This window comes from Alienimonas chondri, from assembly GCF_013036045.1.
Classification (GTDB): Bacteria; Planctomycetota; Planctomycetia; order Planctomycetales; family Planctomycetaceae; genus Alienimonas; species Alienimonas chondri.
Genome location: NZ_WTPX01000007.1, coordinates 52,339 through 67,271, shown reverse-complemented (window position 1 = coordinate 67,271; position 14,933 = coordinate 52,339). Strand labels below are relative to the sequence as shown.

Annotated in this window: 9 protein-coding genes; 7 read left to right on the top strand and 2 right to left on the bottom strand. The window is 67.0% G+C overall.

Going from position 1 to position 14,933, the window contains the following annotated elements:
- The 3 genes from LzC2_RS02245 to LzC2_RS02235 form a co-directional block, all read left to right on the top strand.
- Positions 1-942, top strand: a 942-nt coding sequence (locus LzC2_RS02245; RefSeq protein WP_171183285.1) for a polysaccharide pyruvyl transferase family protein, incomplete at its 5' end; no start/stop codon positions are given.
- A gap of 60 nt (positions 943-1,002) precedes the next feature.
- Positions 1,003-2,046, top strand: coding sequence for a hypothetical protein (locus LzC2_RS02240; protein WP_171183283.1), 1,044 nt, complete (start codon positions 1,003-1,005; stop codon positions 2,044-2,046).
- Positions 2,043-3,260 (top strand): glycosyltransferase family 4 protein, encoded by a 1,218-nt coding sequence (locus LzC2_RS02235; RefSeq protein WP_171183280.1) that lies wholly within the window; start codon positions 2,043-2,045, stop codon positions 3,258-3,260. The genes LzC2_RS02240 and LzC2_RS02235 overlap by 4 nt, the downstream gene beginning before the upstream one ends.
- A 61-nt stretch (positions 3,261-3,321) precedes the next feature.
- On the opposite strand, the gene LzC2_RS22705 is transcribed toward LzC2_RS02235, so the two are convergent.
- On the bottom strand, positions 3,322-4,500 hold the full coding sequence (locus tag LzC2_RS22705) for a glycosyltransferase family 4 protein (RefSeq protein ID WP_171183278.1): 1,179 nt from the start codon (positions 4,498-4,500) through the stop codon (positions 3,322-3,324).
- Between the two features lie 249 nt (positions 4,501-4,749).
- On the opposite strand from LzC2_RS22705, the gene LzC2_RS02225 reads away from it, so the two are divergent.
- The 4 genes from LzC2_RS02225 to LzC2_RS02210 all read left to right on the top strand — a co-directional run bounded on the left by LzC2_RS02225 (position 4,750) and on the right by LzC2_RS02210 (position 13,088).
- A complete protein-coding gene (locus LzC2_RS02225) occupies positions 4,750-5,517 on the top strand; it encodes a M90 metallopeptidase family protein (RefSeq protein WP_171183276.1) in 768 nt (255 codons plus the stop codon).
- A gap of 46 nt (positions 5,518-5,563) precedes the next feature.
- Positions 5,564-6,670: a cis-3-hydroxy-L-proline dehydratase gene (locus LzC2_RS02220; protein ID WP_171183274.1), complete on the top strand. Its 1,107-nt coding sequence runs from the start codon at positions 5,564-5,566 to the stop codon at positions 6,668-6,670.
- Positions 6,671-6,759: 89 nt separating this feature from the next.
- A complete protein-coding gene (locus tag LzC2_RS02215; RefSeq protein ID WP_171183272.1) occupies positions 6,760-7,983 on the top strand; it encodes a sialate O-acetylesterase in 1,224 nt (407 codons plus the stop codon).
- A gap of 110 nt (positions 7,984-8,093) precedes the next feature.
- The gene (locus LzC2_RS02210) at positions 8,094-13,088 is read left to right on the top strand and encodes a PVC-type heme-binding CxxCH protein (protein WP_171183270.1); all 4,995 of its coding nucleotides are present in this window, start codon (positions 8,094-8,096) and stop codon (positions 13,086-13,088) included.
- A 228-nt stretch (positions 13,089-13,316) separates the two neighbouring features.
- Here the strand turns inward: LzC2_RS02210 and LzC2_RS02205 are convergent, their stop codons facing one another.
- Complete coding sequence (locus tag LzC2_RS02205) at positions 13,317-14,930, bottom strand: fucose isomerase (RefSeq protein WP_171183268.1); 1,614 nt, start codon at positions 14,928-14,930, stop codon at positions 13,317-13,319.
- Between the last annotated feature and the right edge of the window lie 3 nt (positions 14,931-14,933).

Here is a 14,933-nt window from a genome sequence, read left to right as displayed (position 1 = left end):
ATCGTCGCGGGCGGGGCGACGGGGGTGCTGGAGAACGTGCGAGCGTTGCGGGAGCGCTACGGCCGCTCGCCGGAGCGGGTGGCGATCGTCGGCTGGGACGTGGACGGCGAGGTCGCGAGCTGGCCGGACGAGGACCGCGGCTTTCTCCGCTCCGTGGCGTTCCTCGGCGTCCGTGACCGGCAGCAGGCCGATCGGGTGAGCGACGCGCTCGGCGGCCGGGAGGTCGTCGCCCAACCGGACAATGCGTTCTCGCTGCTGTGGCATGAGTTTCGTCCCGCGGTCGTCGGCCCCGGAGAAAGCCGACGAGAAAGCGGGGCGGGGCCGACGGGGCTGAATCTTCTGCCCCTGTTCATGAAGCGACAGAAGGGCGAATGGGCGACCGGCACGGCGATGGAGGGGATGTATCGCCGGACCGGCTCGCCGCTGGCGGACGTCATTCACACCCTCGGGCCGGACTACGTCCGCACGATCCGGCGATTCGTGGCGGGCCGGGGCGGGGACTTCGTGCACATCCCCTTCACGCCGGAGGACGATCTGTTCGCTCGGTCGGCGCTGCGGGGGTTGAAGATTCGATTCCGCCCCTACGACGCGGACCCGCGTCGGACGTTCGCCGCGGTCGCGGATTGCGGGGAGTTCCTCTCGACCCGGTTTCATGCGCTGGTCTTCGCGTTGGCTGCGGGCGTGCTCTGCCGACCGATGCTTTACGCGGCGAAGTGCGAAGCGCTGCTGGCCGATACCGGTTGGGATCTCGCGGAGAGCGCCGCGATCAGCCGCGCGGATCTCGTCGCAGACCCCGTCGCGGCGGCCGATCGCCTGTTGAGCGGGCGCCCGATCGTCGCTCCGTCGACCGGCGGGGCCGGGGCGACGCTGGAGGAACTGGCCGAACAGGCCTCGGAGGTGCTGGCCGCCGCCGTGCGGGCGATCGCGGACGGCTCCGGCTGAGTTCCGGGCCGGCTGAGCGTCGGTGGGACAGTCGCCTCGTCAGTAGATAGCATCGCGAGCGTGACCGACGCGGCCCCCGACTCTCCTCCGCCTTCGGTTCGCCCCGCCGGCGTGCTGTTCAGCGCGAACGATGCGGTCTTTGATTGGACCGTGGCGTACTTGGAGAGCTACCGCGCTCACAATCCCGACCTGCCGTTGGCATGGATGCCGTTCGACGACCGCTGCGAACGGGTCGCGGCGTTGGCGGACGACTACGCCTTTACCACATACGAAGACCCGGCGTTCGAGCGACTCGAAGCGATCGGCCGCACGCTGGATCTCGGGCTGACGGCGTACGGGCCGCGGTGGTTTCGCCGGTACGCGGCGTTCTGGGGGCCGTTCGAGCGGTTCGTCTATCAGGACTGCCGCCAGCTTGTGCTGTGCGATTTGACGGAGTTCGTCGGCGCTTCGGAGCAATATGGGTTCGACCTGCTGCACTTCGATTGCGCCATCGATCAGGTGTACGAACCCGGCCCGGTGCGGCGGGAGTTCCTGCGGCGGGGGCGGGGACGAGGGTTCATGTCCGGCCAGTGGGCGAGCCGGCGGGGGCTGTTCGATCTGGAGACGCTCGAACGGTTCGCGGAGGAGTGCGTCGCCGTCCGGGAGCAGATGAACCCCCGCAACACCGATCAGTTCTTCCTGAACTACTGCTGCGACGCCGGCACGACGGTCTCTGACGAAGCGAACGACGAAGCCGGCGGCGAACGGCCGATCGTCACGGGACACTTCGCGGAGGTTCTGGGCGATCTCTGTCGGGACGCCTGGGTCCGCCAGCCGGGGCGGGTGTACCGGGACCAGGCGGGCGTCGCTCGCCGTTGGGACCACGGCGGGATCGATCACGGCAAGCGGGTGCCGATCCTGCATTGGGCCGGGCTGCCGCTCTCCCCGGCGATGCCGGAGGCGGAACTGTTCTACTCCTACCGAAACCGTCGCGACGGAGCGGGGCGACGCTCGATTGACGCGCTGCGGCGGCGGGCGTCTCGGCCGCTGCTGCGGCTCGCGGACAAAGCCCGGCGGCAGCGGCAGATCAATACGCTGTGGCATCGTCTGCGAGGCCGGCGATGAGCGGAGGCGAGGAACATCTCGACTCGCTAAAGATCCGGGCGTATCTGGAACCGGGCCGCACGCTGGAGCCGGTCACCGGCGTGGGCCGCCATGCGAACGCGATGGTGCGGGCGCTCGCGGAGCGACCGGGGGTGAACCTCGACCTGCTGTTCTCCCGCGAATGGCTGGGGGAAGACGCGCGACTGCCGGCGAACGCCCCGCTGCGCGATCTGCCGTTCTCCGCCTACGCCCTGCCGGAACGGCTGTCCGAACGGCTGCGTAAGCTGACGGGGCACCCGTCACTCGCGAAGCACGCGGCGGGGGCGGACGTGGTCTACGCCCCCGCGGATGCCGTCCTCCCCACCGGCGCCGTGCCCGCGGTCGTCACGCTGCACGACGTGTTCGCGGTCGACCCGGCGTTCCCCCTCTACCGGGCCAACCCGGCCGCTCGTCGATTGGAACGTCGCTGGCGACGATGGCTGCCGCGGCTGTTTGACTGTTCCGATGCGGTGCTAACGGTCTCCGACGACAGCCGCCGCCGGATGCGAACCCTCACCGACACCGCCGACACCCCGGTGATCGTCGTCGGCAACGGCGTGTCGCCCTGCTTCTACGCGATCGCGGCGAAGAACCCCGCCGACTGCGTTCGTCCCGGCCCGTGGCCGTACGTGCTGGCGGTGGGCGGATTGCAGGGGCGGAAGGGCGCCGCGGAGATGCTGGCCGTCGCCGCGGAGCTGCATCGTCGCGGGTCGGAGCTGCGGGTCGTGTTCGTCGGTCGGCCGGAGTCGGAATGGGCCGAGGCGGCGGCGAAGACGCCAAACGCGGTCGTCGCCGGCCCGCTCGGCGACGACCTGATGGCCGATTACCTGCGAGCCGCGGAGGCCCAGTTGTTCCTGTCTCGCTACGAAGGATTTGGCCTGCCGGCGCTGGAGGCGATGGCGGCCGGCACGCCGGTCGTCGCTGCGGACGAGACGAGTCTCCCGGAGGTCGTCGGCGACGCCGGCGTCTGCCTCTCCCCCGACGACACGACGGCCGTGACGGACGCGCTCCTGTCGTTCGCCGAGCGCGGTCCCGACCGGGAGGAACTGGTGCGAAAAGGCCATGCCCGAGCCGCGGGATTCACCTGGGCGGCGTGTGCGGAGCGGGCCTTTCAAGCGCTCTCCGCCGCGGCGAATCGGGACCATGATCGGTTGGACGAACTCGCCGAGACCCCGCTGGCGGACGCCCCGGCCTGACGGCGCCCGATTCGCTGCGCTCACCGGTCCGGGGGGATCAACCCCCCGGCTCGCCGGCCCCTCACCGGCGGGGCGGCGATCCTGCGTGCGCCTCACGGAGATAGGCCGTGTAACGATCCGCCCAGATCGAGGTCGAATACGCCGCGGCCAGTCCATTGGAGCGCCGACCGTACTCCGGCAGCTCCGCGTGACGATCGTGCAGGAATCGCAGCCCGCGGGCGAGGGCCGGGGCGTCGTCGGGGGGCACGGCGAGGCCGTTGTAATGCGGGCGGAGCAGCTCGACGCTCGAACCGCACGCCTCCGTGCAGAGGATCGGCAACCCGGCGGCGGCGGACTCGACCAGCACCAGCGGCCACGGGTCGAACCGGCTCGGCAGCACCAACGCCCCGGCCGCGGCGAACCGGTCCCGCATGTCGGCCGGTTGCACGAACCCGCGATCCTCGATTCCTTCCCGGCCGGCGATCAGATCGCCCCGCGGGCCGGTCCCGCAGCATTCCAGCGCCCACGGTTCCCCGGCGCCGTCACGGGCCACGCCGTCCCGATAGCGGGCGTACGCCTCGGCGAGAACGTCGAGCCCCTTCACGTCCGCGTACCGTCCGGCGAACAGGAACCGACGCGGCCATTCGCTTTCTTCCCGGCGTTGCAGGCACTCGGACAGCCCGGCGTGATCGACCCCGTACATCCCCCGTCGCAATCGAGCCTGCGGGATGCCGAGGCGAACGCCGTACTGCCAACTCCGCTCGCCGGTCACCACCGTGATCGCGCAGCGGTTCAGATAATCCGTGAGCCGAAAACGGGCGATCCGCTGCCGGAGCGTGCCCTGCCACGGCGTATCAAACGTCATCATGAACCCCGGCGGCCCGCCGTGCTCCTCCGTTCGGAGCGGCTCGCCGTAGGGGAGGCGGCGATACGCGCGGTACCGCCAACCGTTGAGTACGACCACGTCCGGCCGGCGCTCCGCGACGAGTTCGCGGACCAGGGCTTCGTCATCCAATTGCTCCGGTTCGAGCAACCGGCAGGGGAGACCCGCGACGACATCATCGGCGAACGCGGCCTCCGTCCCGGAGGAGCGACCGGAGGCGAGCGCGATGAAGAAGGGGTCGACGTCCGCCCGCCCGGCGAGTTCCCGAAAACAGGCGGCCATATACCCGTTGATCTCCGACCAGCAAAAGACGACCCGCAACGGATCGCCGTTCGCGGAGACGCCCTTCGAGGGGACGGGGGACGGGGAAGACGTCACGAGCGAGCGTCCGGCGCCGGAGAGAACAGGGGCGAAACCGCCGCGGCGGAGGGCGATCCTAACTCGACGCTCCCAGCCCGCCCACCGTCGCCCGGCGCCGCGCCCGGTGCGTCAACGGGGGCGGCGACCGGCGTGGCGTGCGGGGCGCCGCGACTGCACGATGGCTGACCCGCCCCGCCCGCATGACGCTCCGTGATGCTTCATCGAACTTGCCGCTCGAACCGTTTGCTCTGCACTCGGACTTGGCGGATGACGCTCGTGGCCTGCCTGGCGACGATCTGCGGGCCGATCTCGGCGATCGCGCAATCTTCGGACGCGGCGTCGAACGTGGCAGCGTCGGTCGAGGGACATCAAACACGGAACGTGCACGGGTGGACGGTGCACGTCAGCGATGCGCTGCTCGCCGATCGGCCGCAGGAGGTCGAAGCCGCTCTGCCGTTGATCGAAAAGCAATTGGGCGAGGTCGCCCGATTGCTGCCCGCGAAGCCGCTGGCCGCGGTCCGCACGGTTCCGATCTGGCTGTCCCCGACCTACGACGGCGTGCGGCCGACCGCGGAGTATCACCCCAACGCCGGGTGGCTGAAGCAGAACGGCCGTCGGCCGGCATTGGTCCGGTCGGTCGAACTCACGAACGTGAGCATCTTGCCCCGTGAGCACGAACGGATGCCGATGTTGATGCTGCACGAACTCGCCCACGCCTATCACCATCAAACGCTCGGCTTCGACGATCCCCGCGTCATTCGGGTCTACGACGCCGCCAAGCAAAGCGGTCGCTACGACGCCGTCCGCCGCCGCGATGGACCGGGGAAAGCGGAACGCGTGGAGCGGGCGTACGCGATCACGAATCATAAAGAATACTTCGCCGAATCGACGGAAGCCTATTTCGGCCGCAACGACTTCTTCCCGTACACCCGGGAAGAATTAAAACGGCACGATCCGCGGATGCACGATCTCGTCGCGAAACTCTGGGCCGTCGACGCGAATCAAGCCGCCGGCGCCCCGGGCGCTGCCCGCTAACGCTTCTCCTATCCGTTCCGATCACCCCGCCTGAAAGGCGCCCGCGTTGAAGATTGAAAACATCAACGTTTATCAGGTCGATCTCCCGCTCCGCGAAGGTCGTTACAGTTGGTCGGAGGGCAAGAGCGTCGACGTGTTCGATTCCACGGTGGTGGAAATCGAAACGGACGCGGAGATCACCGGGTACGGCGAGGTTTGCCCATTGGGCCCGGTCTATCTCCCCGCCTACGCCCGCGGCGTGCGGGCGGGGATCGAGGAGTTGGCCCCGGCATTGATCGGACAGGATCCGCGGCGTCTGCTGGTTCTGAACGAACTCATGGACCGGGCGCTGAAGGGACACCCGTACGTCAAATCGGCCATTGATATCGCCTGCTGGGACATCCTCGGCAAAGTCGCCGGGCTGCCGGTGTGTGAGTTAATGGGCGGACGCTATGCGGACGACGTGACGCTGTACCGGGCGATCTCCCAACGTCCGGCGGCGGAGATGGCTGCGAACGTCGCCGACTATCGCGAGGAAGGCTATCGCCGCTTCCAACTCAAGGTCGGCGGGCACGCCGACGAGGACATCGCGCGGATCCGCGCCGTCGCCGAGGCGCTCCAGCCCGGCGACAAACTCGTCGCCGACGCCAACACCGGCTGGCTGATGCATGACGCGATGCGGGTGGTCAACGCCGTTCGGGACGTGGATGTGTATATCGAGCAGCCCTGCAAGTCCTATGAGGAATGCCTCAGCGTGCGCCGCAACACGACGCTGCCGTTCGTGCTGGACGAAGTGATCGACTCCGTGCCCGCGATCCTCCGCGCCGCGGCGGACGGGGCGGCGGACATCGTCAATATTAAGATCAGTAAGTTCGGCGGATTGACCCGCGCCAAGCAGGCCCGCGACCTGTGCGTTTCGCTGGGGATCGCGATGACGTTGGAGGACAGTTGGGGCGGCGATATCGTCACGGCGACGATCGCCCATCTGGCTCAAGGCGTGCCGCCGGCGCTGCAATTTACGTCGACGGACTTCAATAGCTACGTGACGACCTCGATCGCCGACGGCGCTCCTCAACGGGTGAACGGTCGAATGTCCGCCTCCGCGGAGCCGGGGCTGGGCGTGCGGCCGAACTTCGACGCCCTCGGCGACCCGGTCTGGCGCAGCGGAACCTGAATGCGCGATCGCGTCGATGCGGGCAGGATTGGATCGGAGAGCGCTGATCTCTAATTTGGCGCCCCCTTCCCCGATCGCGACGTCCCGCCATGTTGATTCGAAGCCTCCTCGCTGCGGCGCTCGCCGTCTGCTGCGCTTCACAGACCGCCGCCGCGGGCCCGCTGAAGGTGTTCGTGCTCGCCGGGCAGTCGAACATGCAGGGGCATGCGCATATTCGCACCATGGACGCGATGGCGCTGGACCCCGAGACCGCGCCGCTCCTGGCCAAGATGCGTGACGAGAACGGGACGCCACGGGTGCTGGACGACGTGTGGATCTCGTCGCTCGGCTCCGCGGATGAGGTGCGGACCGGGAAGCTGACCGCCGGTTTCGGCGCCGACGCCCGCGGTCCGAAGATCGGGCCCGAGTTCACCTTCGGGATCGCCATGCACGAGGCGCTCGATAAACCCATTTTGATCATCAAAACCGCGTGGGGCGGTAAGAGCCTGCACACCGATTTCCGCCCGCCGAGCGCTGGCCCGTATGAGTTCAACGAAGCTCAACTGGAGAACTTCGCCAAGCGGGACGTGGACGTCGACCAGGCCAAAGCGGAGAAGGCCGAAGCGACCGGCCGCTATTATCGTTTGATGACGGAGCACGTCAAAACGGTTCTCAAGGACGTCGGCGAGGTCGTCCCGAACTACGATCCGGAGCAGGGCTACGAACTGGCCGGCTTCGTCTGGTTCCAGGGCTGGAACGATATGGTCGACGGCGGCGCCTACCCGGATCGCGGCCGAGCGGGCGGGTACGATCAATACGCCGAACTGATGGCGACGTTCATCCGCGACATGCGTCGCGATCTGGATGCCCCGAAGCTGCCCTTCGTCATCGGCGTGTTGGGAGTCGGCGGACCGGTCGAAGACTACGGCCCCGACCAACAGCGGTACCGCGAGACCCACGCGAACTTCCGCGCGGCCATGGCGGCTCCGGCCGCCCTTCCGGAGTTCCAGGGAAACGTCGCGGCGGTTCGTACCGAGCGCTATTGGGATATGGACGTCGTGGCGCTGCGTCTCCGTGAAAAGCCGCTCAAGGAGCGGAAAGATCAGATCAACGCCGCCGTCAAGAGCGGCGATCTGTCCCGCGAGGAGGGCGATGCCGCAATTAAAGAACTGTACGCCGCGGCCTTTTCGCCCCGCGAACTGACGATCCTGAATGACAGCACGTCGAACTTCGACTTTCACTACATGGGTTCCGCCAAGATCATGTCCCAGATCGGCCGCGGCTTCGCGGAGGCGATGGCGGAGATGATTCAGCCGCCCCGCAAGGCAAATTGATCGTCCGGCGGCGACCTTGCTTCACTCCCGTGCACGACCGCGGGGGACTTCGGTACAATGGCGCCGGCCGATTTCGCCGTGCTGCTGCTTCAATCAGACGACTGCTTGCCATGCTTCAAAGATTACGTCGGTTCCTGCCCGCCCTGGTTCTGTCGACGGCCTGGCTCTCGCCCGCTGTCTCGTCGGCCGCCGCCGCGGAAGAGCCGAACTTCGAGCAGGGCGATCACGTCGTTTACATCGGCAATACGCTGGCCGATCGCATGCAGCACCACGGCTGGTTGGAGACGTACCTCCAAGCCGCCATGCCGGGGCGCGAATTGACGTTCCGCAACCTCGGCTTCTCCGGCGACGAGGTGAACCGGCGTCAGCGAGCGGACAACTTCGGCGACGCGGACGAGTGGTTGACCAAGACGGAGGCGGACGTCGTCTTCGGATTTTTCGGCTACAACGAAGCGCTCCGGGGCGAAGACGGCCTCAAGAAGTTCGCTTCGGAGTTCGCGTCGATGATCGACGGGATGCGGGCGCAGAAATACAACGGGGAGTCCGCCCCCCGATTGGTGATGTTCTCGCCGTTGGCTCAGGAGAACCTGAATAGCCCGCACCTCCCGGACGGCTCCGCGAACAATAAGAACCTCGCGCTTTATACGGAGGCGATGCGGGCCGTGTGCGAGGGAAAAGACGTTCCCTTCGTCGACCTCTTCGTGATCTCGCAGGCGTTGTACGAGGCGTCGGACGAACCGTTGACCACCAACGGCGTGCATCTGCTCGACCGCGGCAACCGGGCCGTCGCCCGGGCGATCCTCACGACGCCCGGTTCGCCGCTGGCGAGCGTGGTCGAGGGACCGTTGCCGACGGACGAGCAGGTCGCGGAATTGCGTGACGCCGTGCTCGACAAGAATTATCACTGGTTCAGTCGATACCGCGTCGTGGACGAATACAACGTCTTCGGCGGTCGGTCCAAGCTTGCCTGGTTCGGACAGTCGAACGGCGACGTGATGATGCGGGAAATGGAGATCCTCGATGTGATGACGGCCAACCGCGATCGGAAGATCTGGGCCGTCGCACAGGGCAGCGAATATGAAGTCGCCGACGACAACCTCCCCGCCGAACTGGTCGTCAAACCGAACCGAGAGGGGCCGCTCGAAGGCGGAGCGTTCTCTTATAACGACGGCGAAGAGGCGATCGCCGAGATGACGGTGCAGGAGGGCTTGGAGGTCAACCTGTTCGCCTCGGAGAAAGAGTTTCCGCGGCTGATCAACCCGGTGCAGATGTCGGTCGATCCGGACGGCCGTTTGTGGGCGTCCGTCTGGCCTTCCTATCCGCACTGGAACCCGACGGAGGAACGGCGGGATGCGATCGTGATCCTGCCGGACGAGGACCGCGACGGGAAAGCGGACGACTGCATCGTCTTCGCCGACGAGTTGAACAGCGTCACCGGGTTCGAATTCTGGGGCGGCGGCGTGCTGGTCGCCGCGCTCCCGGAACTGTGGTTTTTGAAAGACACCGACGGCGACGACAAAGCCGACGTCAAGATTCGTTTGCTGCAGGGTCTGTCCAGCGCGGACTCCCACCACAGCGCCAACGCGATGTTGATCGGTCCCGACGGCTGGCTGTATTGGTCGCGAGGCATCTTTAACGTCGCCGCGATCGAGACGCCCACGCACACCTATCGCAGCGGGAAGTCGGGCGTGCACCGGTTCAACCCCCGCACCTTCGAGATGGAGTTCCATTATCCCATCGGCCCCAACCCGCACGGCGACGTGTTCGATCGGTGGGGCTATCAATTCGCCAACGACGGCACCTCCGGCACCGGCGGGTACGTCAGCCTCGGCAAGGGACTGCGGCCCGGAAACCGGCAGTGGTTCAAGAAGGAATGGCGCCCCGTCGCCGCGACCGGGTTCCTCTCCAGCAGCCACTTCCCGGAGGATCAGCAAGGCAATTTCCTAATCTGCAACACGATCGGCTTCCTCGGCCTGTTGCAATATGAAGTCAACTATAACGGCGCCGAGATCACGGCCGAACGCACCGACGACCTGCTGCAATCCAGCGATCCCAACTTCCGCCCGGTCGACGTGGAGATCGGCGGCGACGGGGCGCTCTACGTCGCCGACTGGCAGAACACGCTGATCGGCCACATGCAGCACAACATCCGCGACCCGAACCGCGACCATGAACACGGGCGGATTTATCGCGTCACCGCCAAGGGACGCGATCTACTCAAGCCCGTCAAGATGAGCGACAAGCCGATCGCGGAGGTCGTGCAGCACTTCCTCAGCCCGGAGAAGGGCGTGCGTTACCGCGCCCGGATCGAACTGAGCGGCCGCGAATCCGCGGACGTCATCCGGGAGATCGACGCCTTCGCCGCGTCCCTCGACCCCGAGAACGCGGACCGCGAGAGCGACGAGGCGCAAGCCCTGCTCGAGTGCCTGTGGGTCCATGAAGAACACCGCGTCCCGGATGTCGGTCTCGTCAAGAAGACATTCCAGGCCGATGAACCCCGGGTGCGGGCCGCGGCGATCCGCACGCTCGGTCACTGGGCGAATCACACGATCGGCGGGCGTCCGCTGACGGATCACCTGCCCGGTTGGGAGGGACTGTTGATCGCGGCCGCGACGGACGACTCCGCCTTGGTGCGGGCCGAAGCCGTGAAAGCGGCCGTCGAATTCGGCGGTCCCACGTCGGCCGACGTCATCTTCGAGACCGCGGTTCGCCCGACCGACCCGGAACTGAACGACGTGCTGGCCTACGCCCGCGGCACGATCGACGTCGATGCGATCCTCGCTAAAGCGATTCGGTCGAACGCCCCGCTGTCCGAGGCCGCCCGGAACTATGCCTTGGCCAACGCCGAGCCGGCTCTGCTGCTGGAGATGGATCAATCCGCGGAGGTGTACGAAGCCCTGCTGACCCGCGATCGGGTCTCCGAGAAGTACCGCCGCGAGTCGGTCGAGGCGTTGGCGAAGCTGAACGATCGCACCCCGCTCGCCCAGCTTGCCGACAGTCTGAAGGCCGTCGAGGCGAACGAGGGAGAGAGCCTCAATGCTCTCGCCGCGCTGCTGCCGGAGATCGCCGGTCAAGACGCGTCAAACCGGGAAACGTTGAAGCGGATCGCCTCCGAGACGGAGTCCTCGGCCGTTCGCGTCGCCGCGTACTCCGCTTGGCTGACGCTGGGCGACGACGACGCGATCTGGCAGCACGCGATCGCCTCGCGGGAGCGACTCGGCGATCTGCTGGTGAGCCTGCAGAAGTCCAGCGACGCGACCGTCGCGGAGCGGTTCTCCCCGCTCGTCCGGCCGCTGATGTTCGAACTGCCGACCGGTCTGCGAAGCGACGCGGACAACGTCTCCGTCGCCCCCGGCGCCGCGGTCGCCTTCGAGTATTACGCCCCGAATCCGCCGAACGTGCGGAACGACACGCTCGACGCCCTCACGCCGCAGCTGACCGGCTCGATCGATCGCTTCGAGACGTTCGTGCCCGGCGGCGTCCAGGACCGTTTCGCCACCCGGCAGACGTCTTCGCTGCTCGTTCCCCGAAGCGGCCGCTATACGTTTTACCTCACCTCGGACGACGGCTCGCGTCTCTATCTCGACGGCGGAGAGGTGATTAACCACGACGGCCTGCACGGGATGAACACCAAGTCCGGCTCGATTCGGTTATCGGCCGGCTTGCACGAGATCGTCGTGAACTACTTCGATAACGGCGGCAGCGACGGCTTGAAGCTCGCGTGGGAAGGGCCGGGCATGGAGCGGCAGCCGATCGACGAGACCGCGCTGCGGAACCCCGGCCGCGGCAATCTGCGGCAGCAGGCGCTGCAAGGGATCGCCGACTGGCCCGGCGATTCGGGACAGAAGATCGACGACTTCGCCCGGCTGGTGATCGCCGATTCCCTGACCGGCGCCGCTCTGCGGGCGCTCGCCGCGATGCCGGACGGCGCCGTCGCCGATCGGTTGTCGAAGGAAGACGCCGGATTGGCGCTCCGCACGCTGCTGGAACAGGCCGAAGCGGCGACGCCGGTCGAACGGCAGGGCGCCGACTACTCGAACCTGCTGACGCTCGGGGCGGAACTGGCCACAGCCAGCCGGTCGCCGGCGGGCAAGCAGTTGAAGGCGCTGCGTGCCAGCATCCCGGTGAAAGCGGACCCCGCGGTGATGGCCCTCGGCGCCGAGGTCTATCGCCGTGAGAGTCACTGCGCCACCTGTCACCAGCCCAACGGACAGGGTCTGCCGAACCTCTATCCGCCGATCGACGGCACCCTCTGGGCGACCGGCAACGAGGAGCGCCTGATCCGCATGGTGCTCGACGGCATGCACGGCACGATCGAGGTGAAGGGCAAGCGGTACAGTTCCCCGCCGCTGCCCCCGATGACCGGCTTCCGGCAGATCTTGAACGACAGGGAGATCGCCGCCGTGCTGACGTACGTGCGCAACTCCTGGTCGAACCGGGCGAAGCCGATTGAACCGGCGCAGGTCGCCGCGATGCGGGCGATCGACCGCGGGGAGGACGCCTCCTTCTGGAGCGCCTACGACCTGCTGACGGAGTACCCGCTGGAGGACGGCAGCGAACCGATCAAACCGCTGACGACCGACGGCTGGGTGCCGAAGCTGGTCAAGGAATGGACCGCGAAGGACTTTACCGACGCGGAACTCGCCGCCGGCGGCCGGTCGTTCGAGTCCGGCGCCCGTTCGTTCAAACGAATCGGCTGCATCCAGTGTCACAAGGTCGGCGGGGAGGGCGGCGTGTTCGGCCCGGATCTCGCCAAGCTGGATCCGAAGAAGCGGACGCCGGAGCACGTCCTCGAATCGATGCTCAATCCGTCCAAGGAGATCGCGGAGGAATACGCGATGCGGAGCTATCTGACGGCCTCCGGCGAGGTCGTCGCCGGCTTCGTGATCGACGAGAACGAGACCCGCGTCCGCGTGAAGGCCGATCCGCTCAATCAGGATGAGCCGACGATCGTGTTGAAGGATGAGATCCTGGAGGAGATGAAGAACGACCAGTCCGCGATGCCGACCGGTCTGCTCAACTACTTCACGAAGGAAGAGGCGTTGGACCTCATCGCCTACGTGATCGCCGGCGGCGATCCGCAGAGCGACCTGTTCAAGGACTGAGCGTCATGCCGCTGCTCCCCTCTCCCCTTTTTTGGGGGAGAGGGGCCGGGGGTGAGGGGGCTGAAACCGCCAAACCACGTTTCACGGTTCCGTCGCTCCAGCCGGGCGTTCGTCCGTTGTTCGTTTCGTTCAATGCTGACAGGCCTGGGCGAGGTCGTTCAGAATGCAATCCTCACTCAGCCTCGGCTTGCGCCTCGGGCTGCCAGATTGTGCAAATGGGTTGTGGGTTTATTCCGCCCCGTCCGTCGTTCCGCAAAGGGACACCGTCATGCCGAGCGCGGCGGCGGCGGCGGCCTTGGCGTGTAAGGCGGTCGTCGCCTCCGCCTCGGAGTTCGCATAGGCGACCTGAATATGATTCGCCCGGTGCCGGGCCATCATTTGATCGCGGCTCACCCCGCGCAGCACGGCGTGCATGATCGGCCATTGCGGCGTCGTCGCGTTCCAACGGCGTTCAGTCTCCTCACGCGGCAACGCAACCGCGTCGGCGAGGCCGAGATCCATATGCAGGCGGTCGTCCTCGACGAAGATCCGCGACCACACCACCGGCCCCGGTTTGCTAATCCCCCGCACCGTGCTGCCGCCGGAGGGGAAATACATCCCCGGCTGACGGAACCCTTCCGCCCCCGCCCAACCGCCTTCGAAGTGGGCCGGCGGGGCGGCGCCGCTGATCTCCAGCACCCAGATCTCCCCCTCGACCGTGCCGCTGGCGTCTTCGTCGGACCACCGCAGGTCGTGCAGCGTGTTCTCCGTGGGTTGGCCCAGCGCCCGATGCACCCGTTCGGTCAATAAACCGTCCAGTCCCGCGCACTCGTCCACTTCATTGAAGTGCGTCAGCGGGCGGCCTTCGTAGAGCACTCGCTCGCCGTCCCGACTGCGAACCGGGGGGCGATCGCCGTTGTTCAGCATCCCCTCGACCAGATCGCTGGCCGGCAGCAGGTCTTTGAGTCCCTGTTGATATTGAATGCCGATCGCGTCGCAGCCGAAGTCGTCGGCGATCCGCACGGCGGCGACGTACATGCGGCACTGATCGCGAATCTGAGCGTCCGTCAGGTTTTCATCATGGTTCGGACCGGTATGGAAGGTCATTCCCCGCTCTTCGAGCCACGTCCGCACGGCGTCGGCCTCCGCGTCCGCGACCTGTTTCGTCTCGTGATAGAGGGCGGACTGGCTGAGCCGCTCTTTGAAGACGCCGCAGGGCATCAAGAGATGGTCGGGAATGATCGCGTTGAACATCCCCATGCAGCCCTCGTCGAACACGCCGAGGATCGCCTTTCGCTGCTGGAGTTCTGCAGCGATCTCCTCGCCCACTCGGCGGGCCTCCTCCGCGGCGGCGGAGGGTTTGAACGGGCGGACATGCGAGAGGTCATGCTCGATAGTCCTACCGTTCAGCCAGGCGCTCAAACGGGAGGTGAACCACTCGTCTTCGAACGTCTCGCTCCACAGCGAATCGAACGGCACCCCCGCTTTCGCCAGCGAGCCGTTGAGGTTCAGCAACCCCACCAGCCCCGGCCACTGCCCGGACCAGTTTGCGACCGTGAGAATCGGCCCGCGATGCGTCGTCAGCCCGGCGAGCACATGGTGCGAGTATTGCCAGACCGCCTCCGCCACGATCAGCGGCGCCTCCGGGTCCAGCGTGGCGAAGATGTCGATTCCTTCCCGCTGCGACGCGATGAACCCGTGTCCGCGGTCCGCGTCGACGGCGTGACCGCGGACCAGTTGGGCGCCGCAGCGTTCGACGGCGGTCGAGAGCGCGGCTTCCATCTCCGCCTGGGCCGGCCAGCAGGCGCGATTCGCGGACTCACGCAGGTCGCCCGAGGCGACGAGTTGCACGGGGGAGGACATAAT